This window comes from Flexivirga sp. YIM B11880 (genome assembly GCF_058148645.1).
The window spans coordinates 299,555-320,932 of the sequence record NZ_JBMAMH010000004.1 but is presented as its reverse complement, the minus strand read 5'-3'; the positions used below and the strand labels follow the sequence as shown (position 1 = coordinate 320,932).

Annotated in this window: 18 protein-coding genes, 1 tRNA gene and 1 pseudogene; 10 read left to right on the top strand and 10 right to left on the bottom strand. The window is 67.8% G+C overall.

Going from position 1 to position 21,378, the window contains the following annotated elements:
* Positions 1–119: 119 nt before the first annotated feature.
* Positions 120–872 (bottom strand): helical backbone metal receptor, encoded by a 753-nt coding sequence (locus ACN8HC_RS09180; protein ID WP_490074523.1) that lies wholly within the window; start codon positions 870–872, stop codon positions 120–122.
* A 1-nt stretch (position 873) separates the two neighbouring features.
* Between ACN8HC_RS09180 and ACN8HC_RS09175 the strand changes: the two genes are divergently transcribed.
* The 4 genes and pseudogenes from ACN8HC_RS09175 to ACN8HC_RS09160 all read left to right on the top strand — a co-directional run bounded on the left by ACN8HC_RS09175 (position 874) and on the right by ACN8HC_RS09160 (position 3,912).
* On the top strand, positions 874–2,595 hold the full coding sequence (locus ACN8HC_RS09175; protein ID WP_490074522.1) for an AMP-binding protein: 1,722 nt from the start codon (positions 874–876) through the stop codon (positions 2,593–2,595).
* Between the two features lie 74 nt (positions 2,596–2,669).
* Positions 2,670–3,002: pseudogene (locus ACN8HC_RS09170) on the top strand (IclR family transcriptional regulator domain-containing protein); the annotation flags it as partial.
* 88 nt (positions 3,003–3,090) lie between these two features.
* Complete coding sequence (locus tag ACN8HC_RS09165) at positions 3,091–3,411, top strand: IclR family transcriptional regulator domain-containing protein (protein ID WP_490074521.1); 321 nt, start codon at positions 3,091–3,093, stop codon at positions 3,409–3,411.
* A 297-nt stretch (positions 3,412–3,708) separates the two neighbouring features.
* Complete coding sequence (locus ACN8HC_RS09160) at positions 3,709–3,912, top strand: cold-shock protein (protein WP_123272091.1); 204 nt, start codon at positions 3,709–3,711, stop codon at positions 3,910–3,912.
* A gap of 156 nt (positions 3,913–4,068) precedes the next feature.
* Here ACN8HC_RS09160 and ACN8HC_RS09155 read toward each other — a convergent pair whose 3' ends face one another.
* Positions 4,069–5,982 (bottom strand): penicillin-binding transpeptidase domain-containing protein, encoded by a 1,914-nt coding sequence (locus tag ACN8HC_RS09155; protein ID WP_490074520.1) that lies wholly within the window; start codon positions 5,980–5,982, stop codon positions 4,069–4,071.
* Between the two features lie 58 nt (positions 5,983–6,040).
* Positions 6,041–7,693 carry an LCP family protein gene (locus tag ACN8HC_RS09150; RefSeq protein WP_490074519.1) on the bottom strand — a complete coding sequence of 551 codons (1,653 nt, stop codon included), beginning with the start codon at positions 7,691–7,693 and terminating at the stop codon, positions 6,041–6,043.
* A gap of 203 nt (positions 7,694–7,896) precedes the next feature.
* On the opposite strand from ACN8HC_RS09150, the gene ACN8HC_RS09145 reads away from it, so the two are divergent.
* Both ACN8HC_RS09145 and ACN8HC_RS09140 read left to right on the top strand, forming a co-directional pair.
* Positions 7,897–7,987 (top strand) — tRNA-Ser (locus ACN8HC_RS09145).
* An 89-nt stretch (positions 7,988–8,076) separates the two neighbouring features.
* On the top strand, positions 8,077–8,736 hold the full coding sequence (locus ACN8HC_RS09140; protein WP_490074518.1) for a GntR family transcriptional regulator: 660 nt from the start codon (positions 8,077–8,079) through the stop codon (positions 8,734–8,736).
* 4 nt (positions 8,737–8,740) lie between these two features.
* Here the strand turns inward: ACN8HC_RS09140 and ACN8HC_RS09135 are convergent, their stop codons facing one another.
* From ACN8HC_RS09135 to ACN8HC_RS09120, 4 genes are all read right to left on the bottom strand, one after another.
* Positions 8,741–9,229, bottom strand: a complete 489-nt coding sequence (locus tag ACN8HC_RS09135; RefSeq protein WP_490074517.1) for a nucleoside deaminase — start codon at positions 9,227–9,229, stop codon at positions 8,741–8,743.
* Positions 9,230–9,306: 77 nt separating this feature from the next.
* Positions 9,307–10,494, bottom strand: coding sequence for an amidohydrolase (locus ACN8HC_RS09130; protein WP_490074516.1), 1,188 nt, complete (start codon positions 10,492–10,494; stop codon positions 9,307–9,309).
* Between the two features lie 87 nt (positions 10,495–10,581).
* The gene (locus tag ACN8HC_RS09125) at positions 10,582–12,141 is read right to left on the bottom strand and encodes a sensor histidine kinase (RefSeq protein WP_490074515.1); all 1,560 of its coding nucleotides are present in this window, start codon (positions 12,139–12,141) and stop codon (positions 10,582–10,584) included.
* A gap of 28 nt (positions 12,142–12,169) precedes the next feature.
* The gene (locus tag ACN8HC_RS09120) at positions 12,170–12,892 is read right to left on the bottom strand and encodes a response regulator transcription factor (RefSeq protein ID WP_490074514.1); all 723 of its coding nucleotides are present in this window, start codon (positions 12,890–12,892) and stop codon (positions 12,170–12,172) included.
* Between the two features lie 262 nt (positions 12,893–13,154).
* Between ACN8HC_RS09120 and ACN8HC_RS09115 the strand changes: the two genes are divergently transcribed.
* Entirely contained in the window at positions 13,155–13,370 is a 216-nt protein-coding gene (locus tag ACN8HC_RS09115) for a hypothetical protein (protein WP_490074513.1), read from the top strand.
* A gap of 88 nt (positions 13,371–13,458) precedes the next feature.
* The gene (locus tag ACN8HC_RS09110) at positions 13,459–13,995 is read left to right on the top strand and encodes an ATP-binding protein (protein ID WP_490074512.1); all 537 of its coding nucleotides are present in this window, start codon (positions 13,459–13,461) and stop codon (positions 13,993–13,995) included.
* 147 nt (positions 13,996–14,142) lie between these two features.
* On the opposite strand, the gene ACN8HC_RS09105 is transcribed toward ACN8HC_RS09110, so the two are convergent.
* Positions 14,143–15,477 (bottom strand): APC family permease, encoded by a 1,335-nt coding sequence (locus ACN8HC_RS09105; protein WP_490074511.1) that lies wholly within the window; start codon positions 15,475–15,477, stop codon positions 14,143–14,145.
* 53 nt (positions 15,478–15,530) lie between these two features.
* Between ACN8HC_RS09105 and ACN8HC_RS09100 the strand changes: the two genes are divergently transcribed.
* Together ACN8HC_RS09100 and ACN8HC_RS09095 are read left to right on the top strand one after the other, a co-directional pair.
* The gene (locus ACN8HC_RS09100) at positions 15,531–16,523 is read left to right on the top strand and encodes a GlxA family transcriptional regulator (protein WP_490074510.1); all 993 of its coding nucleotides are present in this window, start codon (positions 15,531–15,533) and stop codon (positions 16,521–16,523) included.
* Positions 16,524–17,206: 683 nt separating this feature from the next.
* Complete coding sequence (locus tag ACN8HC_RS09095) at positions 17,207–17,791, top strand: hypothetical protein (RefSeq protein WP_490074509.1); 585 nt, start codon at positions 17,207–17,209, stop codon at positions 17,789–17,791.
* A gap of 215 nt (positions 17,792–18,006) precedes the next feature.
* On the opposite strand, the gene ACN8HC_RS09090 is transcribed toward ACN8HC_RS09095, so the two are convergent.
* On the bottom strand, positions 18,007–19,734 hold the full coding sequence (locus ACN8HC_RS09090; protein ID WP_490074508.1) for a glycerol-3-phosphate dehydrogenase/oxidase: 1,728 nt from the start codon (positions 19,732–19,734) through the stop codon (positions 18,007–18,009).
* A 111-nt stretch (positions 19,735–19,845) separates the two neighbouring features.
* Complete coding sequence (glpK, locus tag ACN8HC_RS09085; RefSeq protein WP_490074507.1) at positions 19,846–21,363, bottom strand: glycerol kinase GlpK; 1,518 nt, start codon at positions 21,361–21,363, stop codon at positions 19,846–19,848.
* Positions 21,364–21,378: the final 15 nt, after the last annotated feature.

Here is a 21,378-nt window from a genome sequence, read left to right as displayed (position 1 = left end):
CCAACAACGACGACCCGACACCGTTCGTATGGACCGCAACCGCCGAATCGATCCTGGCCAAGGTCACCCGAGCCCGCCACAAGCTCAACGAAGTAGTTAATCAATGACGAGACGGACCACTAGGACAGTGCGCGGTGCGCCTCGATCATCGACGGGCCGTACCAGGTGATCAGTCGGCCGCTGACGAGCCGGGTCGGTGTCGTGAACGCTTCGGGGCCGTCGTCGGCGGTGAAGACGTACGGCTCGTCGGGCAGGAGTATGACGTCCGCCCCGCTCGCGTCGATCTCGGCCGCTGCGGTCTTCGGGTAGCGGCCGTCGGCATTGGCATACACATTCTCGAGACCCAGACGGCGCAACAGATCTCCGGTGAAGGTCCGTGACCCGACCACCATCCACGGGTCGCGCCAGATCGGCACCGCGACGCGCGCCCGGACCGGCGGAATCCCGCCCGACCAGAGCGCACGGGCGTCGGCCAGCCAGGCCGGTCGGTCCCACTGCAGGACCTGGTCGAAGAGTTCGTCATACGCCTCGAATGCCGCTGGCACGGTTTCGATCTCGCTGACCCACACGTTCACCCCGGAGTCACGCAGCCGCCGCACGTCGAGCTCGCGATTCTCCTCCTTGATGGCGACGACCACGTCGGGCTCCAGGGACCGGATGACCGCCAGGTTGGGGTTCTTGGTGCCGCGCACCCGCGTCACGGCCAGGTCGGCCGGGTGCGTGCACCAGTCGGTCGCGCCGACCAGCGAGTCCGGGCGCGTTGCGGCCAGGGCCTCGGTGATCGAGGGCACCAGCGAGACGACGCGACGAGCAGGCATCAGGTCGATTCTTTCATTCGCCGTCTCGCTGCCGCGCAGGTCTCCCGGTGCCATGATGACGAGCATGGACGCGACGGCAACCACGGCATACCGGGCGGCGCGGGACTTCCTGCTGCAGCACCACGACGACTACGACCGGGCGGTCGAGGGATTCCGCTGGCCGGACCTGGGTGAGCGGTTCTGTTGGGCGGTCGACTGGTTCGACGCCGTCGCGGCCGGCAACGACCGCCCGGCGCTCGTCATCGTGGAGCAGGACGGCTCGCGGACCAGCCGCACCTTCCAGGAGATGTCCCGCCGCTCCGACCAGGTGGCGGACTGGCTGCGCGGGCTCGGTGTGGGCAAGGGCGACTCGGTGATCATCATGCTCAACAACCAGGTCGAGCTGTGGGAGACGATGCTCGGCGTCATGAAGCTCGGGGCAGTGGTGGTGCCGACCACGACCGCCGCGGGCCCGAGCGACCTGATCGACCGCATCGAACGTACGGCCGCCAAGGCCGTCGTGTGCAATCCGGCCGACACCGGGAAGTTCGACGAAGTGCCCGGCGACTACCTGCGGATCAGCGTCGGACCGACCGACGGATGGCAGGACTTCGGCGGTGCCTTCGACACCGCGTGGCAGCCGATCCCGCACCCGGGGACGAGTCCACAGGACCGGTTGTTGCTCTACTTCACCTCCGGCACGACCTCCCGGCCGAAGCTCGTCGAGCACACGCAGGTCTCCTACCCGGTCGGTCACCTCTCGACCATGTACTGGATCGGCTTGCGCCCCGGGGATGTTCACCTCAACGTGTCGTCGCCCGGCTGGGCCAAGCATGCCTGGTCCAACTTCTTCGCGCCGTGGATCGGGGAGGCGACGATCTTCCTCTACAACTACACGCGCTTCGACGCGCCGGCGATGCTGCAGCAGTTGCGCACCGAGGGCGTGACCAGTTTCTGCGCGCCCCCGACCGTATGGCGCATGCTCATCAACGCCGATCTCGGCACCAAGCCGACCGCGCTCCGTGAAGTCGTCGGGGCCGGAGAACCGTTGAACCCAGAGGTGATTCGGCAGATCGAGAAGTCCTGGGGGCTCACCATCCGGGACGGCTACGGGCAGACGGAGACGAGCGTGCAGATCGCGAACACGCCCGGCTGTGCGGTGAAACCCGGCTCGATGGGTCGTCCGCTGCCCGGTGTGCCGTCGGGGCTCGCCGACCCCCTGACCGGCGAGCTGCTGCCGGCCGACGCGGACGAGGGGGAGATCTGCCTCGATCTCGGCCAGCACCCGGTCGGTCTGATGACCGGCTATGTCGCGGATCCGGAGCGCAACGAGGAGGTCATGGCACACGGCGTCTACCACACCGGAGACGTCGCCTCCCGGGACGCGGACGGCTATTACACCTACATCGGCCGAACCGACGACGTCTTCAAGGCTTCGGACTATAAGATCAGCCCGTTCGAACTCGAGTCGGTGCTGATCGAGCACCCGGCGGTTGCCGAGGCCGCGATCGTGCCTGCACCCGACCCCGTCCGGCTCGCCGTGCCGAAGGCCTACGTCGCGCTGGCCCCCGGCTACCAGCCGGGGGAGCAGGTCGCGTTCGAGATTCTCCAGTACGCCCGCGAGCACCTTGCGCCATACCAACGGGTGCGGCGCGTCGAGTTCTACGAGCTGCCCAAGACGATCTCCGGCAAGATCCGTCGCGTCGAGTTGCGTGGCCGCGAGCAGGACCTCGCCGACCGGGCCGATCGCGCGGTGCCCGAGTGGCGCGACGACGACTTCCCGGAGTTGAAGGGCTAGCCCAAACCCCATTTCGGACGTGCCACGCGGAACTACTCCTTGGTAGGGAGTTGACCGGGTCCTCGACCGCGCGGATGATGACGACCCTCGAGGCGGAGGACCTGGTCGAGCAGGATCCGCTGTCCAAGAAGTTCCGACTGGGGCTCGGCCTGCTCAGCGTCGCCGGCTCGCTGCTGGCAAACCCCGATGTACGACGTGCCGCGCTCCCCGTGCTCAGCGCGCTCACCGTCCGCACGGGGGAGACGACCTCGCTCGTGCTCTGGGACGAGGGCGCGGCAGTCATCGTGGAGCAGGTGCCGTCCGCGAACCCGATCAAACACGTCGCCGAGCTGGGCACGCGTTACAGCCGGCTCGAGGACGCCTCCGTGCGGGTGCGTATTGCGGAGCTGCCCGAGAAGGAACGGGAGGCGTTCCTGTCCGGCATACCTCACGGCCTGTCGGCATACCGGAGATTGGCAGATGCGGACCACGACGGTGTCGCCGTCAACGACGNGGGTGCGTATTGCGGAGCTGCCCGAGAAGGAACGGGAGGCGTTCCTGTCCGGCATACCTCACGGCCTGTCGGCATACCGGAGATTGGCAGATGCGGACCACGACGGTGTCGCCGTCAACGACGGCGACAGCACCCCGGACGAGGTCGGCATCGCGGCCGCGGTGCACGACCACCGCGGGCGGCTGATCGCGGCGATCCTGCTTGCGGCGCCTCGCTTTCGGATCGACGCGGACCGGCTGGCCGCGTTGTGCGAGGACTGCCGAGCGGCGGCGAACGACCTCACGCGCGCGCTCGGTGGGACACCGGGCGAGCGTTCGGCATGAGCCCGCGGAGCGAGCGACCAAGGGGTCAGGCGACGGCGGGATGCGGCGTGTCGGGCCGCGTCGTTCACCGGCTGAGATCCGTCATCTCCTGGACACCTTACGGTCATGGTTGCCGTGCTAACGTCGTGCCTCGACTGCTGTTGCAGTTCCTCGTGGTGCGGCGCCCGACCCAAAACGTTGGGCGCCGAGTTTGTGAGCGGACGGTTCACCCATTGGGGGAAGCCTCGGCAGTCGCGTGGCCACGTAAGGTGCGCGGTCACACGGCAATGAAGAACAATAGATTGAGAGTTACCCCCAATGGCACAGGGAACCGTCAAGTGGTTCAACGCTGAAAAGGGCTTTGGTTTCATCGCCCAGGATGGCGGCGGTCCGGACGTTTTCGTCCACTTCACCGCGATCCAGTCTCAGGGTTACCGCAGCCTCGACGAAGCACAGCGCGTCGAGTTCGAGATCACCCAGGGTGACAAGGGCCCCCAGGCGGCCAATGTCGTTCCGGTCTGATCGACCCCTTGGTTTAGCACTACCCATGGCCGGGCACTGAGCCCCGCCAGCACGACGCCCCGGCGGCCCAGCAGCGCTTGCCGGGGCGTTTTGTCACCCCGGTGAGCGTATGGCGCCGCCGCGCGCGTACCGGCTACTGACCGCCCGGCCGCCGCGTCAGCTGTTCGCCAGCGTGGTGAGGAACTTCGCGGCGAGTGGCGCCGCCGTGTCGCCGCCGCTCTTGCCGGTGGCGACGTCCTCGACGAGCACACAGAACGCGGTGTCGCCCTGCCACCCGGTCAGCCAGCCGTTGACGCCGGTCTTGCCGCTCTCGGCGAACTCCGAGGTGCCGGTCTTGGCGTAGACCGGGCCGCCCGGAACGTGCTGCACCGCCTTCGCGGTGCCGCTCGTGACGGTCAGTCGCATCAGCTTCCGCAACTCGGTGACCGCGCCCTGGTCCAGCGGCTTCGCGGCCCGGGAGCTCTGCGGCGCAGGGTCGGTGACCAGCGCCGGCGGGATGAACGAACCACGCGCGACCGAGCTCGTCATGACCGCGATCGACAGCGGCGACGCTTGCACGCGGCCCTGCCCGAAGACGGAGACGGCTTTGTCGGTCGCACCGTTGGCTGTCGGGACGTTGCCGGCGAAGGTGCCGGTCACACCGACCTGATCGGCCCAGTTCGCGCCCAGGCCAAGGGTGTTGGCCGCTTGCTGCAGCTCGGTGTCGCTGAAGTCCGAGCTCGCCTTGACGAACGCCGTGTTGCACGACTTGGCGAAGTCCTCGCTGAAGTTCGGGTGCCCCGCGGTCTCACCCTCGAAGTTGCCGATCTCGTAGCCGTCGACATAGATCGACCTGGGGCACGGCACCACCGTGTCGGGGTTGAAGCCGTGGGTCAGCAACGCGTAGGTCGTGGCGATCTTCATCTGCGAGCCCGGGGCGTAGCGGCCGGTCAGTGCCCGGTCGATGCCGTAGGTCGGTGAGTTGGCGACCGCCGTGACGTTCCCGGTCTTGACGTCGATCGCGACGATGGCCGCCGGCTTGTCCTTCATCGTCTCCAGCGCCTTCTCGGCGGCGTTCTGCACGGCCGGGTCCAGCGTGGTGCGCAGGTCCTTGCCGTTGGTGGCCTTGCTGCCGAACAGCACGTCCGAGGAGTCGGACCGCGGTGTGATGCTGAAGCCGGGTGTCGGTCGCAGCGTCGCGTCATACTGCGCCTGCAAGCCGGACAGGCCGGCGTACTGGCCGGCCCGGTAGGTGCCCGGGTGCTGCTTGATCATCTCGGCGGTGACCTGGCCGACGCTGCCGAGCAGCGGCTGCCCGAAGGTGCGGGTTGCCGCGAGCGGTTGCTGGCGGGTGTTGACGATCACGCCCTGGAGGTTCTCGAGGTTGTTCTGGTAGATGATGTAGTCGTCCTGGCGGTAGGTGATCACCGGGATCAAGGCCTGCGAGTGAGCCTTCTTGGCCTTGTCGAGCTGGCGCACCAGTCCGGGGATGTTGAGAACATTCTGCAGCTGTCCGATCGACGTGTCGGTCGCCTTGGTCGGGTCGATGGAGATGTCGTAGACCTTCTGGTTGACCATGATCCCGCTGTCGTCGGCTCCGCGGATCTCGCCGCGCAGCCCCGGGGTCTGGTGCACCACGAACGCGTCGGATGCCTGGAGCTTGGGGTGCCACAGCGACTTGGTGGCGTCGACCCGGACCCCCCAGCTGTCGTTCGCGGCCTTGGCCAGCGAGATCGGGTCGTCCCAGCGGAACACCCGCTTGCCGGACAGTGTCCACGCCACGTGCAGGGTCGTGGTCGCCGTGCTGCCGTCACGGTTGAAGTCGCCGACCTGGACCGTGATCGGCCCTTTGCCGAGGGCTGCGGTCGCGGTGGCGAAGTTGTCCGCGGCCGCCGTCGGTGTCGTGCCGACATACGTCGCGTCGGCGAGGGTGCGCGCGGACCAGTCCCGGGCGAACGCGGTCGCGGCCGCCTTGGCGGCCGAGTCCTGCTTGCCGACCGCGGAGGCCTGCTGCCAGTACATGTAGCCGCCGACCCCACCGGCGATGACCAGGGCTCCCGCGGTGACTCCCAGCACGGTGCGTGAACTCATGACAGCATCCAACCCCATCGCGCCGACCAGGCTGTATGGCGGGAGCGCCGCGCGCGGCTCAGCAGGCGTCCGCCGTGTCGCTGATCGCGCTGGTGGTCGTGCTCGACGAGGACGAAGAGCTGCTGGACGAACCGCTCGGGGTGGTGCGCTTCTTCGGGGTCGGCGCCTTCGTGTTGTGCTTCTCGCTGATTGCCTGCTGGATCAGAGCGTGAATCTTGGCGAAGTCCGGGTTGCTGTTGCTCTGCGGGTTGGAGATGTCGACCGTGCGCATGTTGCCGTTCTTCATCCGGTTGGCCAACGTCGCGAACGCGGGCAAGTCGTCCTGGCTGATGTCGATCCGGATGTTCTGCGCAGCGACCTGCATGATCGACGGGAACTTCTGGACCATCTGGAACGGGTTCACCTGGGAGATGAGGTCGTTGATCATGCACCGCTGACGGCGCATCCGCTGGTCGTCGCCGCTGGCGACCCGGCTGCGGGAGTACCACAGCGCCTTGCGACCGTCGAGCTTTTGGTAACCGGGCTTGATGTAACCGGTGATCGAGCCCGGCTGGATCTGCCCGTTGCTCATGATCCGGCCGCCGATCGGGATGCCCAGTTTGGGGTCGGTGAGCGAATTGGGATCCGGCTTCACGTTGACCCACACACCGCCCATCGCGTCGACGAGTTGCTGGAAACCGGCCAGGTCGACGGTCGCGGTGTAGTCGATCTTCAGTCCGGTGATGCCACTGACGGCATCCCGGGTCGCGGTGAGCCCCGGGTTGGGGTCGTCCTTCGGGAACAGGTCCTTGTGCTCGTTGCCCGCCAGCCAGACACCCTCCATCAGGCCGGCCGCATTGTCGGTCTGGCCCGGAAGCCGGGTGAAGCCGTCGGGGTAGAGCTTGTGCATCGGGTCGCTCTTGGGGAACGGCGCGTGCCCCATGTTGCGCGGGACGCTCACCAGCACGCTGTCACCGGTCTTGGTGTTGACGCTGACGACGATCAGCGAGTCCGGACGTTGCAGGATGCGGTCGGCGCCGGCGTCGCTGCCGAAGAGCAGGATGTTGACCCGGGGCACATCCGCCCAGGGGTTGCTGCCCGAACCGGGGGTCGCGACGTTGGCGTTCGGCGTGTAGCGCTGGGTGAAGATGTGATTGAACGCGTTGCGGGTGATGACGACGTCGCGCGCGGCATAGGCGGCGGGCGCGGCGACGATCAGGCACATCAGGGTGGCGAAGATCCGGTGCAGCCAGCGCGTCTGCCCCGGCCAGCGGCCGCTGCTCGTGGTGAGCGCGGTGAGGACGATGCCGGCGATCCACAGCAGGCCGCCACCGATGGTGAAGACGAGCAACAGGACGAGGCCCTTGTGTGTCAGCAGCTGCGCGGCGCCATGGATGAGGCCGCCGCTGGAGACGATGATGCCGAGGCTGATCGCGCCGAGCAGAGCCAGGCCGATCATCGCCAGCCCGATCGTCCGTCGCTTGGTCCAGAGCAGGCCGAGACCCGGCAGCAGCACCGACAACGCGGTCAGGCCGAGGGCTCGGCGGACGTCGCGGGCCCTCGCAACGCGCCGGTCACGCCGGGTGCGCGACGTGGAACGCGCCTCGCCGTGCCGCCGGACCAGCTCGCGCCGGCTGGCGATGATGGTCTCGTCCGGGTCGTGCTCGGGCACGTTGCGGCCGCGCTCGGGCATGCGGCGGCCGCCGCTGGCACCCCGGACATTGCCCGTCATACGCTTATCCTTCGCTCAAGCCTGTTATCGCATCGTGACCTTCACGGACAGTCAATCGTGACGACTCGTCGGTGGGATCACAAATCGGCCCCGTCACCGTAGACGCCGAACCTTGATGTCCGGTTGCCGGGCGCCGGGGACCCGCTTTGAACTTCGGGCCGTCCCTTGGGTAGCCTTGCCACGCTTACCGCGAGGTGAGCACTGGAGGCGTCGCCTAGTCTGGTCTATGGCGCCCGCCTGCTAAGCGGGTTTGGGGATAAAACCCCATCGAGGGTTCAAATCCCTCCGCCTCCGCAAATTGGAACCCCCGGGAGCCCCGCGACCGGGGGTTCCTTCCGTCATGCGGCCGGAGTTGGCGAACACGTCGGTGCGAGGATGCGGTGGTGAGCGCAGCGAAGGCGACCGAGCCGGAGTCGGCGCGGGTCGTGCGCCGGATCCGGGACGAGATCCTCGACGGCGTGCGGACGCCGGGCAGCAAGCTGGTCGAGCGCGACATCGCCAACGAACTCGGGGTGAGCAGGGTGCCGGTGCGTGACGCGCTGAAGGTGCTCGAGACCGAAGGGCTGGTGACACTCCGGCCGCGCACCTGGGCCGTGGTGCGGGAGTTCACCGCGGACGACATCACCGATCTCATCGAACTCCGTTCTGCCGTCGAGCCGTTGACCTTCGAGCTGGTCGCCCGACGGCATACCGGCGATGGCCTCGCGCGGTTGCGTGCGGTCGTCGACGCGGAGCTGGACGCCGCAGGCGCGGGAGACGCGACCGCGGCGCGCCGGGCAGCGGCCGACTTCCACGAGGTCGCCACCGAGCTGAGCGGCAACCTGCTGCTCGTCGAGTGGATGCAGACGATGCGAAGCAGGATGCGCTGGCTGATGTCGCAGCACGACGACGTCCTCGGCGTCGCTCTCGAGCACCAGGAGTTGTATGACGCGGTCGCCGACCGGGACATCCCACGGGTGAGCCGCCTGGTCGCGCGGCACCTCGTGAACAACCGCCTTCCGGGTGCAGCGGACGTCGAGCCGACGGCAGCGGACCAGCCGTGACCGGCTACTCCGTGGGTCCGGCGTTCTGGGCATCGGCACGGGCCCGCCACTCGCGGTAGACCTCGACGGCGTCGGGGCGCTCGTCATACCGCATCGGGAGGCGGCGCTCCTGCCACGGCTTGGCGATCTCTTCGTAGAAGGTGCCCAGCTCGAAGTACTTGCGGTCGTCGACGTAGAACGGCGCATAGTCGTCGCGGGTGGTGAGGAAGACGACCTCGGCGGGCGAGCAGTAGTACAGCGATCCGAGGCACATGGGGCAGGGGTGCGCGAGCACGTAGATCGTCGCGTCGGTCAGCTGCTCAGTGCCGAGCGTGGTGCACGCCTTGCGGATGGCGAGGATCTCGGCGTGCGCGGTCGGGTCATGGGTTTGAGCCACCAGGTTGGGACTCTCGGCCAGCACCTCGCCGTCCTGGACGATCACCGTCGCGAACGGCCGGCCGCCCTCCGCCACGTTGCGGCGGGCGATGTCGATCGTGTGTTGTGCGAAATCCATTGAGGTTCCTTCCATTTGGTATGACGCGCCGTACACGGCGAGCGGTCACGGGATCAGCAGAACGGCAGCCTCGGCGGTCAGATCAGCACCTCGCCGTCCCGGGCGACGACCCGGCCGCCGGCGATCACGAGGGCTCGACGCGGCCCACGGACCAGCGCGTCGGGGACGTTCTCGGCGTCGACGAGCACCACATCGGCGCGTGAGCCGACTACCAGGTCATGGGCGGCGTGGTGCACGAACGGCGCGGCCGTGCGGCTCGCCAGTTCGACGGCGAGCGTCAGCTCCTGGTCGGTGTGCAAGCCGTGCAAGCGGGCGAATCCGAGGGCGACCTCGAGCAGGTCTCCGACGCCGAAGGGTGACCACAGGTCGCGGATGCCGTCGGTCCCCAGACCGATGCGCATGCCCCGCTCGAGCATGCGCTGCCAGGGCAGCGGCGCGGTCCCGGGTGGCGCGACCGTCGCCCAGGAGATGCCGGCCTCGCCCATGGCGTCGACCAGTTCGTCCTGCCGCGTGGCGGGAAGCTGGCCGAGCGCAAACCCATGGGACACAGTGACTTTGCCCTGCAGGCCGGCACGCACCGTGCGGTCGATGATCAGTTCGTACTGGAACGCACCGAGGTCGCCGCGGTCGTGCAGATGGATGTCGAGCTCCACGTCGCGACGCTCGGCGATCGCGAAGAGGCCGTCGAGCTGCCCGACCGGGTCGCGGTCGATGCCGGCCGGATCCAGCCCGCCGATGCAGGTGGCGCCGGCGGTGGCCGCCCGGTCCAGCAGCTCCAACACGCCGGGACGCCGCACGACGCCGTCCTGGGGGAAGGCCACAATCTCGACCTCGATCGCCCCGCCGAGCTGTTCGGCCGCCTCTCGTACGTGTTGGATGCCGCTGAGACCGACGCCGAGGTCGACGTCGACATGGCTGCGTGTGGCGGTCGTGCCGTGGCGCAGGAATTCCCGCAGCACGGCGAGCACGCCCTCGGTGCTCGGTATGCCGAGCCGGTCGCGCTCCGCCCGCTCGTGCGCGATGCGTCCGGCCGTCGTCGGGCTTCCGCCATACGACACCCAGGGCTTGCCCCACCAGCTCTTGTCGACGTGTGCGTGGGCGTTGATCAGACCGGGCAGCGCGAGCAGGCCGCGACCGTCCACCTCGAGCGCGGCGGGGCCGCCGTCTCCGGCGGCGACGATCTCGCTGATCCGGCCGTCGGTGACGAGCAGGTCGACCGACGCCCCTCCCCAGGGACGGACGTTGCGGAGTTTCAGATCAGCCACGACACAAATGGTATACCAAAATGGTGACGCGCCGAAGTCGCGCCCGCCGTTTCGAACGTCAGTCAGCGGCCGTGGGCGCCACCGGCGTCATACGCTCACCCGCGGATCGGACGGCTGCGGCGCCGAAGCGGGCCCGCGCGCACTCTGTCGGCGAGGCAGCCGGATCGAGAAGACCGTCTTGCCGGGACGGGACGTCACCTCGACCGTGCCGTGATGCGCGGCGACCACGGCCGAGACGATCGACAGACCGAGGCCGGTCGAGCCCTCGGTGCGGGTGCGTGCCACGTCGCCGCGCATGAAGCGCTCGAAGATGTGTGGCACGAGCGCAGGGGGTATGCCGGGACCGTCGTCCCGCACCTGCAGCAGCACCGTGTCGTCCTGCGGCTGCACGGACAGCACGACGTGCGTTCCGGCAGGGGTGTGCTTGCGCGCGTTGCCGAGCAGATTGATCAGGATCTGCCGGATGCGCGCCTCGTCGGCCTCGATCTCGACACCGTCCTCGGGCAGGTCGAGCGCCCAGTGGTGCTCCGGTCCGGCGGCGCGCGCGTCGCTGACCGTCTCGATCGCGATGATCGGCAGCTCGACCGGCCGGAAGTCCAGCTTGCGCCCCGCATCCAGCCGGGCGAGCAGCAGCAGGTCCTCGACCAGTGCTGTCATGCGGTCGGACTCGGACTCGATGCGGCCGAGAGCATGCCTCACGTCTCGTGGTACCGGCTGGGTCTCGCGACGGGAGAGCTCGGCATACCCGCGGATGGAGGCGAGCGGAGTGCGCAGCTCGTGGGAGGCGTCGGCGACGAACTGCCGCACCTGCATCTCGCTGGCCTGGCGCGCGGACAAGGCGTTGTCGACGTGGTCGAGCATGTCGTTGAGTGCGGCGCCGACCTGGCCGACTTCGGTGCGTTCGTCGGTGTCGCGCGGTTCGACCCGCTCGTGCATCACGACTTCCCCGGACGACAGCGGCAGTTTCGAGACGCGCGTGGCCGTCGCCGCCACGCGGCGTAGCGGCGCCAGATTGCGGCGGATGATGTATGCCGCTGCCACCCCCACCAGGACCACGCCGGCACCGCTGAGGAGAGCCACTGCGATCGCCGTCTTTGCGACGGTCGTCTGGTTGGGGCCGACGGGAAGGCCGATGATGGTGGTGACCGGAGTGTTTCCGACCAGCGTCGAGTCGCGTACCACTGTCGCGGTGTTCTGTACCGCGATCACTCGATAGGCACCGAGGGCACCGCCCAGATCGACCGGCTGAGGATGAGCACCGAGACCTGCATGATCGAGCTTGGCGACCTGCGCACCGGTCAGCTTCGTGGTGGATCGGTAGCCGGACACGGAGTTGTCGTACTGAACCGTGAGGCCGAGACCTCGTTCAGTGACGAGGAACGGCGCGAGCTGACCATTCGAGGACAGCACGGTCACTCGGAAGGACGCGCCCGCAACGGGTGGCGGTCCTCCGCCGAAGTCTCCGTCCACGCGAGCCGCGGACTGATAGAGCTGGTTGTCCACCTGTCCTTGCAGCGTGCGGTTGAGCTGCCACACCGTGAGCGCACCGACCGCGACGGTCACGGTGATGAAGAGCAGCAGCATCGAGGCGACCAGCTTGGTACGCAGCGTCCACCGGCTCGGTCGCCAGAGTGCATTCGCGGACATGAGATGCGCCGAAACCGCCGAGCCCCGCTCAGCTCGCCGGTTTGAGGACGTAGCCCGCACCCCGCATGGTGTGGATCATCGGCGCGCGACCCGCGTCGATCTTCTTGCGCAGGTAGGAGATGTAGAGCTCGACGACGTTGGCCTGACCACCGAAGTCGTAGTGCCACACCCGATCCAGGATCTGCGCCTTGGACAGCACCCGCTTGGGATTGCGCATCAGATAGCGCAGCAGCTCGAATTCCGTTGCAGTCAGGTTGATCTCGTCGTCGCCACGGAACACCTCGTGGCTGTCCTCGTCGAGCCGGAGGTCGCCGACGACCAGCATTGAGGAGTTGTCCTCACTCATCGCGACCGAGCGCCGCAGCAGTGCACGCACCCGTGCCACGACCTCCTCGAGCGAGAACGGTTTGGTGACGTAGTCGTCGCCGCCCGCCGTCAGGCCGGCGACCCGGTCCTCGACGGCGTCCCGCGCCGTGAGGAACAGCACCGGCAGCGTCGGGTCCTCGTCGCGCAGCCGGCGCAGCACCTCGAGGCCGTCGAAGTCGGGCAACATCATGTCGAGTACGACGGCGTCGGGCCGGAACTCCTTCGCGGTGCGAACCGCACCGGAGCCGGTGCCCGCGCTCTTGATCTCCCAGCCCTCGTAGCGCAGCGCCATCGCGAGCAGCTCGGTCAGATTGCTCTCGTCGTCCACGACGAGGACGCGGACGGGGGACCCGTCGGGCCGCCTCAGGCCAGATACAGAGCTCATGCAATCCACCTTGTCGCCGCTGACTGTGCGCGCACCCGGCCAAGTCTATGACCATCCTGTGCGGCATCTGTATGCCGAAACGGGTGGCTGCCGGCCGCACCGCCGGCTACTTCGTCGCGGTGACGCTGGGCGGATCACGCCGCTTCTCGGGGGCGCGGAGCCGGGCCGCGTCGCTCTCGGGAGAAGTGCTTCGTCAGTGCGGCCGGCGTCAGAGTCCCCAGCACTGCCGGGGACTCTGACCGCCATGGTCCCGTCCTGAGACATGGTTGGCCATCATGCCGCTGCCGCTGAGGTAGATATCGGCTTCACCATCGCCGATTTTGATCCGGAAGAACCTGGCATCGTCGGACTTGAGGTGTGGTTCCAGGAAGGCACGTATCTGCATCTCGGCTCGGCCACCATCGGTGACATCCTCCGACGAAACCTTGGAGATAGACGTCGAAAGACATGGACACATGATGGCGCCCGTGACAGCTGACCGAGGCCCATTCCAAGCGGCTGCCCCGTTGACGGATCGTCACGCGGAGCGGGATGGCGACCCGAACGCCAACGGAGAGGATGTGCCTATGAGACAGCCGACCCTCTTCCTAACCGTGGGGCTTCCCGCCACCGGCAAGACCACCGCTGCCCGGAGAATCGAAGTCGACCACTGTGCGCTTCGCCTGACGAAGGACGAGTGGATGAAGGCGCTATACGGAGACCAGAACCCGTCGGCAGCTTCCGATGTCATCGAGGGACGGCTCATCGATATCGGTTTGCGTGCGCTGGAACTAGACAGCAACGTGGTGCTCGACTTTGGCCTGTGGAGTCGCGACGAACGTTCCGCCCTGCGCCAGGCTGCAGCCGACCGCCGAGCACTGGTACACATGCAATTCTTCGATGTGCCCCTGCGGGAACAGCGGAGCCGCCTGGATCAACGACAGGCCGACGAGCCGCACACCACCTGGCCCATGACCGACCACGAGCTGGCCGAGTGGGCCCGCATCTTCGAGATCCCAACTCCGGGAGAAGTTGACGGCACCGAACCCATCGACGACCCACCCGCCGGGTACGACTCGTGGGACCAGTGGCGCATGGAACGCTGGCCCCCATCGATCGCCTGACCGCCACGGACTCACCATCTTGGTCTTCACGTTCCGATTCAGCATCGTGTTGTGGCACGCTTCGCGCGAGCATCGGCTATCGGCGAGGTGGACCAGCCCGGAGCGGCCAGCGGCGGGTCGTTCGGTCAGACGTCCGCCCTCGTCCGCCTAGTTCGCCGACCTCGATTCGATCGGCGCGGATGGGGTTGTCGCGCAGACGGTGCTTACGGCGCTGTCCTGGGGCTGGGTGTGTCTGAGGGTATAGCGGCACATCAGGGCGAGGGCCGCGACGGCGATCGGAATGAGCGCGTGGCTGGCGGCGGTGGGGGCAACGACCAGGGTGAGCGCGACCGTGGTGATCGCGCACCACCGTGCTGCTCCTCGCAGGAGTCGTACCCCGGCGGCGGCGGCGAGCAGGTAGACCGCGACGACCAGGGTGGAGGGCACGACAACGATCGTTTCGGTGTCCAACCCGAACGCGACCGCCACGGCGAGACCGGCGTAGGCGACGAGCGCGACGGCGAGCACACCGCCGACGGGGACCGAGGTGGTCGTGGTGATGCGCGCGGCCGGCCTGGGCAACCAGCCGGTGTCGGCAAGGATGTAGGCCAAGCGGGACACGCCGGCGATGAACGCGTTGGTGGTGCCCAGGCTGATAACCAGGGCGACGACCGCGGCAACAAGGCCGGCGTAGCCGCCGAAGGCATGTTGCAACACCAAGCTGATGGCGACGTGGTCCACGCGGTCCCTGCCGTAGGTCCCGGTGAGCACCACGGTCAGCGCGATGCCGAGGTAGAGCACGGTGACGATGGCAATGGTGGCGGCGACCGCGCGGGGCACGTCTCGGTCGGGATCGGTGAACTCGCCGACCAGGTGGGCGACGGCCTCCCAGCCGGCGAAGGCATAGAACAGCACTATGACGCCCGCCCCGATCGGGGCGAGTCCATGCGGGGCAAACGGGGTCAGCCGGCCCGCATTCATTTGAGGCGCGGCCACGACGATGGTGAGGACAAGCGCGGCGGCGACGCCGCCGGCCAAGGCCAGTTGCGCGCGTCCGCTGACCTTGGCGCCGATCAGGTTGGCCGCGACTGCCGTGGTGAGGATGACGGCGGCGACCGGATAGGCCCATACGGCGGGGAGGTGCAGCGCTTGGGCGAGATAGTAGCCCCCGGTGAGGGGAACGATGATCTGTCCGACCGACCCGGCCACGAAGTACAGCCACCCCGTGATTCCGCCCCACCAGGGCCCGAAAGCATGCCCCACGTAGGCAGCGACCCCGCCGGTCTCGGGCACCCGTCGAGCGAGCGCGGCGAACATACAGGCCAGCGGCACCCCCATGGCGCAGGCGAACGTCCACGACAGCAGGGACGCCGGCCCGGCCATCGAAGCGACCTGACCCGGCAGCACGAGCACACCGGCGCCCAGGATCGCGCCGACGTACAGGGCCACCCCGTGCCCCGGGCCGATGTGACGCTTCAGCTGTGCATGCTCTTGGTTGCTCACACCATCCAGCGTGAGGGTGTCACGCTGCGCAGGGGAGTAGCAGACTAGCCGCCGTGCGCAAGGAATCTGACACCCAGCAGAGGCACCGCGTCGTGCTGGTCGCTAGTCCGGGGGTGCCGCTGTTCGAGTTCGCGATCCCCACCGAGGTGTTCGGCACCGACCGCAGCGACCTCACCCCCGACTGGTACCACTTCGCCGTCGCCGGAGTCGACCAACCAGTCACCAGCCTCGCCCATGGCCTGAGCGTGCCCGCCGGGCAGGGACTGAACGCGCTTACCCACGCGGACACCGTGATCGTACCGGCCTGTGTCGAGGTCCACGAGCATGCACCGGACCGGCTGCTGACCGCGCTGCGTGCTGCCCACCAACGGGGCGCGCGGATCGCCTCCATCTGCTCCGGCGCGTTCGTGCTCGCCGAAGCCGGCCTCCTGGACCAGCGGCGCGCGACCACGCACTGGATGCACGCCGGCGAACTCGCCCGCCGCTACCCGACCATCGACGTCGACCCGACCGTGCTGTACGTCCACGACGAAGTGTGGACCTCCGCGGGCTCGGCCGCCGGCCTAGACATGTGCTTGGCACTGGTCCGGCAGGACCACGGCGCCGCCATCGCCAACGAGGTGGCGCGTCGCGTAGTCACCCCACCCCACCGAACCGGCGGACAGGCCCAATACATCCGGCCAGTCAGCAACGGCCGTGCCGCGCCACGTCTGAATGTGCAGGACTGGGCGCGTCGCACCCTCCCATCGGTCACCGTCGCCGCCATGGCCCGCTACTGCCAAGTCAGCCAACGCACGCTCAACCGGAACTTCCGGGCACAGACCGGCATACCACCCCAGCAATGGCTGCAACACGCCCGGCTCGAGGCCGCCGCCGAACTCCTCGAGACCACCGCCCTGACCACCGACACCATCGCCCGCCGCGTCGGACTCGGCAGCGCCAGCAACCTGCGAGCCCACTTCAACAGCACCTACGGAGTCTCTCCGGCCCACTACCGCCAAACCTTCAACACAGCCACAACCGCACGACCTGCCAAGACGGGCTGAACCGCGCCGCAAAAGCCATCGGCCTGCGAAGTGCCTCGCTTGTCAGTGCGGATAGCGGTCCGGGCGTCTGGTTCGTGTAGGACGGGTGCCGGTTGTCACGGCCGTAGAATCCGAGCATGTCGCGACCTTCGGAAGCCGGTCCGCCACGGCCGATCGCTCCGGGCGATGTGGTCGTCGCGTACTCGGAGGATCTGGGGGAATGGGCTGCCGCCCAGGTGACACATCTCGACGCACACTGGCGAAAGGCTGGTGTCGTCGACCTGAACTGGTCGGGATCGCAACCGCACTCGGTCGACGACATCGGCCCACTCGAACCATTACGCCTGACACATCACTCGTAGGCGGGGACACTCTCGCACTGCAACTTCACCTGGATCTTGCCACGCAGTTGCCAGATCATCGGACGGGCACCACTGGTCGTAGACGAACCGTCCAACTCCTATTCCTCGCGGTGGCGGATAGGTGAGCAACTCGCGCGTCAACGACGGTGGGAAGCCGGCGACCAGGACTCCGCCCGGCCAGGCGAACGAGCCATCACCGGTCCGGTACTGGACGCACTGGTCGAACCCGACCCCACAACTTGGTCTCTCAAGCTTGAGCACGTCGTCGCGCTCGACTGTGGCGAACTCGTCCGACTGTTCCCAAATCTGACCAGACTCGCCATGTCGGGGGATCTTGGCGCGGTGTCAGACGCGAACGCGATCAACGAGTTGACGCAGCTCAAGCATTTCTCGGTCGGCAACCTGTTCGGGATGACGAAAGAGGATGTGCCGGATCCGGCGCGACTGCCGAACATTGACACGCTGTACCTGCACAGCGTGCCTTCCGAGTACGCCTCGGCGGTCCGCAAGGCGTGGAGGCCCGAGATTTCAAATGGGACCGATCTCGAAGTAAGCGCTCCACGAAAGCCCGCCTGGGTCCAGGAGAACCGTGACAACCCGCTACGAGAATGGGACGGGCGAGAACACATCAGCGCCGCCCGATACAGGAAGTCTGTCGCGCAGTACCGTGCCGCCCGGGCGGCCGTCATCGCCGCCCTGGCTGACGGGACCCACGAAGGCATACTCGAAGCAATCGGCCGCGAGTTCGGGGACGCCTTCAACCGCATCGACGGATCCCGGAAGCCGTTCATCGAGACCGAGGAACGCGAGGAACTCTTCGCCGCGCTGAACGCGACAGTCGACTTTGCCGAGGCTCAACTTGGGCAGCGATTCCAGCGCGCCAGTGCTGAACTCACATCCGGGCTCGACGCGAGCCGCAACTGGTAGGTCACGTGAACTTGCCTCGCTGTGGCGATGGCCCGTAAGGGTTCCTTCTACGGGAACGCCCCTGGTCAACCACGTGGTGCGCGCCATACCGTCCCATAAGACCCGTCCGACAATATGCCCGGTCAAGGAGCGTTGTCTGAGACACCCTTCGAGAGGGAATTCGAGCAATGCTGGACGCGCATTGCGCTCGGTCTTGGCTGCATCTCGACTGCCGGCTACTTCGTCGCGGTGACGCTGCGCAGACCACGCCGCATCTCGGGAGCGCGGAGCCGCGCCGCGTCGCTCTCGGTGTCGGTGTCCAGCTCCTGCGACGCACGTTCGGCGGCGACCCGCTCCCGGTAGGACTCGACTTCCTTGCGCTTGGTCTCCTCGTCCCAGCCGAGCACCCCGGCCATGATGTCGGCGGTCTCCTGGGCCGCGTCGGCGCCGCGGTGCTTGGTCTCGATCGACATCCGCGTGCGCCGCGCGAGCACGTCGTCCAGGTGCAGGGCACCCTCGTGGGTGACGGCGTACTTCAACTCCACCCGCAGGTAGGTCTCGGCCGACTTCACCGGCTCGAGCAGCGAGGCGTCCTCCGCCGTCAGCGCCAGGACCTCGTCCAGCTTGGAGCCGTAGCGGCCGAGCAGGTGCTCGATCCGCCACGGCGGCAGCCCGGTCTGCTCGGACAGTTCGCGCGTCAGGTTGACCATGGCGGCGTAGCCGTCGGCACCGAGGAGCGGCACGTGCTCGGTGACGGACTCCTTGATCTCACCGAGATCCTTGCCGGCGATGTCGATCGCGTCCTTGGCCATCACCCGGTAGGTGGTGTACTTCCCACCCGCGATCGACACCAGGCCCGGTTGCGGCCGGGCCACCGCGTGCTCGCGCGACAGCTGGCTGGTGTCCTCGCTCTCGCCGGCGAGCAGTGGTCTGAGCCCGGCATACACACCGAGGATGTCGTCCTTGGTGATCGGTGTTGCCAGCACCGAATTCGCATGCTCCAGAAGGTATTCGATGTCAGAGGCGGTCGCCGCGGGATGCGCGAGGTCCAGCTCCCAGTCGGTGTCGGTCGTGCCGATGAGCCACTGTTGACCCCACGGTATGACGAACAGCACCGACTTCTCGGTCCGCAGGATCAGCCCGACCTCGCCGGCGATCCGGTCACGGGGAACCAAAATGTGCACGCCCTTGGACGCCCGGACCCGGAAGCGGCCGCGCCCGCCGCTCATCTTCTGCACGTCGTCGGTCCACACGCCGGTCGCGTTGACCACGACCTTGGCGCGGACCTTGATCCGCTCGTCGGTCTCGACGTCCCGCACGATCGCCCCGACCACCCGGTCGGCCTCGCGGACGATCTCGACGACCTCGGTGGAGCTGCGCACCACGGCGCCGTAGTGCGCCGCGGTCCGCGCGACCGTCATCGTATGGCGGGCGTCGTCCGCCTGCGCGTCGTAGTAGCGCACCGCACCGACCAGCGCGTCCGGCTTCAGGCTCGGGAAGAGCTTGAGCGCGCCCCCGCGGGTCAAGTGCTTCTGGCGCGGCACCGAACGAGCACCGCCCATCTGGTCGTACATCGCCAAACCCGTTGCCACATAAGGGCGCTCCCAGCCACGGTGGGACAGCGGGTAGAGGAACGACACCGGGTGGACGAGGTGCGGCGCGATCGTCGTGAGCATCAGCTCGCGCTCGCGCAGAGCCTCGGCGACCAGGCTGAAGTTCATCTGCTCCAGGTAGCGCAGCCCGCCGTGGAAGAGCTTGCTGCTGCGCGACGACGTGCCGCTGGCGAAGTCACGTGCCTCCACCAGGGCGGTGCGCAGACCGCGGGTGGCGGCGTCGAGGGCGGCTCCGGAGCCGGTCACTCCACCCCCGATCACCAGGACGTCGAACTCGCGCTCCTGCAGGTCTTTCCACGCCTGGGTGTGTTCCTCCGGGCCGAGCCGACCGCTGTTCGGCTGCATCACCATGACAGTTCCTCCTCCGCGCCGGCCGCGGAGAGGCCGGTGGGTTCCACCTTACGTATCTGATTCGAGCGGGTGCGGGTGCTGCCGGCGAACCGGCAGCACCCGCAGTGGGACTCAGTCCACGTCCACCCAGTCGAGCGTGCGCTGCACGGCCTTCTGCCAGCCGGCGTACCCGTTCGCGCGTTGCTCATCGGTCCACTCCGGCTCCCACCGCCGCTCCTCGTTCCAGTTGGCACGCAGCTCGTCGGTGTTGCTCCAGAAGCCGGTCGCCAGGCCTGCTGCGTATGCCGCCCCGAGTGCGGTCGTCTCGGCGACGACCGGCCGCGAGACGGGCACCCCGAGGATGTCCGCCTGCAACTGCATGCACAGGCTGTTGGCGGTGACGCCGCCGTCGACCTTGAGCACGTCCAGGGTCACGCCGGAATCCTTCTCCATCGCGTCAGCGACGTCTTTGCTCTGGTAGCAAATGGATTCCAGGGTCGCCCGGGCGAGGTGGGCGTTGGTGTTGAAGCGCGACATACCGACGATCGCGCCGCGGGCGTCCGAACGCCAGTAGGGCGCGAAGAGCCCGGAGAACGCCGGCACGAAGTACATCCCACCGGTGTCCGCGACCTGCCGCGCCAGCTGCTCGGTCTCGGCCGCACCGGAGATGATGCCCAACTGGTCGCGCAGCCACTGGACGGCGCTGCCGGTCACCGCGATCGAACCTTCCAGCGCGAACACCGCGGGGGAGTCGCCGAACTTGTAGCACGGCGTCGTCAGCAGCCCGCTCTTGCTGCGGACGATCTCCTCACCGGTGTTCATCAGTAGGAAGTTGCCGGTGCCGTAGGTGTTCTTCGCCTCGCCGGGGGAGAAGCACACCTGGCCCACGGTGGCCGCCTGCTGGTCGCCGAGGTCACCGCACAGCGGCACCTCGCCGCCGATCGGCCCCTGCTTCTGGGTGGTGCCGTAGAAGTCGGGGTCGGAGCTGGGCCGGATGGTCGGCAGCATGGAGCGCGGTATGCCGAAGAACGACAACAGTTCGTCGTCCCAGTCGAGGGTCTCGAGGTTCATCAGCATGGTGCGGCTGGCGTTGGTCACGTCGGTGACGTGGACGCCGCCGTCCGTGCCGCCGGTGAGGTTCCACAGGACCCAGCTGTCGGTGTTGCCGAAGATCGCGTCACCGCTCTCCGCGGCCTGACGCAGACCGTCGACGTTGTCCAGCATCCACTGGATCTTCCCGGCCGAGAAGTAGGTTGCCGGCGGGATGCCGGCCTTCTGCCGGATCACGTCGCCCTTGCCGTCCCGCTCCAGCGCGGAGGCGATCCGGTCGGTGCGGGTGTCCTGCCACACGATGGCGTTGTAATACGGGCGCCCGGTCTTCTTGTTCCACACGACCGTGGTCTCGCGCTGGTTGGTGATGCCGATCGAATCCAGATCGGAGGCTTGCAGATTGGCGTTCGCCAGGGCGCTCCCCATGACGGTCCGGGTCCGGTCGATGATCTCCAGCGGGCTGTGCTCCACCCAACCCGCCTGCGGCATGATCTGCTCGTGCTCGAGCTGCCGCTTGGCGATCTCGTTGCCGCCGTGATCGAAGATCATGAAACGGGTGCTGGTCGTGCCCTGGTCGAGGGCGCCTACGAAGTCGGCCATGGTTTCTCCTACGGT

Bases quoted from the DNA above. Each gene is read 5' to 3' on its own strand.
- ACN8HC_RS09155 (WP_490074520.1), bottom strand. From the start codon at position 5,982: ATGAGTTCACGCACCGTGCTGGGAGTCACCGCGGGAGCCCTGGTCATC.
- ACN8HC_RS09150 (WP_490074519.1), bottom strand. From the start codon at position 7,693: ATGACGGGCAATGTCCGGGGTGCCAGCGGCGGCCGCCGCATGCCCGAG.
- ACN8HC_RS09090 (WP_490074508.1), bottom strand. From the start codon at position 19,734: ATGGTGATGCAGCCGAACAGCGGTCGGCTCGGCCCGGAGGAACACACC.
- glpK (WP_490074507.1), bottom strand. From the start codon at position 21,363: ATGGCCGACTTCGTAGGCGCCCTCGACCAGGGCACGACCAGCACCCGT.
- ACN8HC_RS09110 (WP_490074512.1), top strand. From the start codon at position 13,459: ATGAGACAGCCGACCCTCTTCCTAACCGTGGGGCTTCCCGCCACCGGC.
- ACN8HC_RS09135 (WP_490074517.1), bottom strand. From the start codon at position 9,229: ATGGATTTCGCACAACACACGATCGACATCGCCCGCCGCAACGTGGCG.
- ACN8HC_RS09115 (WP_490074513.1), top strand. From the start codon at position 13,155: ATGGTTGGCCATCATGCCGCTGCCGCTGAGGTAGATATCGGCTTCACC.
- ACN8HC_RS09125 (WP_490074515.1), bottom strand. From the start codon at position 12,141: ATGTCCGCGAATGCACTCTGGCGACCGAGCCGGTGGACGCTGCGTACC.
- ACN8HC_RS09120 (WP_490074514.1), bottom strand. From the start codon at position 12,892: ATGAGCTCTGTATCTGGCCTGAGGCGGCCCGACGGGTCCCCCGTCCGC.
- ACN8HC_RS09175 (WP_490074522.1), top strand. From the start codon at position 874: ATGACGAGCATGGACGCGACGGCAACCACGGCATACCGGGCGGCGCGG.
- ACN8HC_RS09180 (WP_490074523.1), bottom strand. From the start codon at position 872: ATGGCACCGGGAGACCTGCGCGGCAGCGAGACGGCGAATGAAAGAATC.
- ACN8HC_RS09160 (WP_123272091.1), top strand. From the start codon at position 3,709: ATGGCACAGGGAACCGTCAAGTGGTTCAACGCTGAAAAGGGCTTTGGT.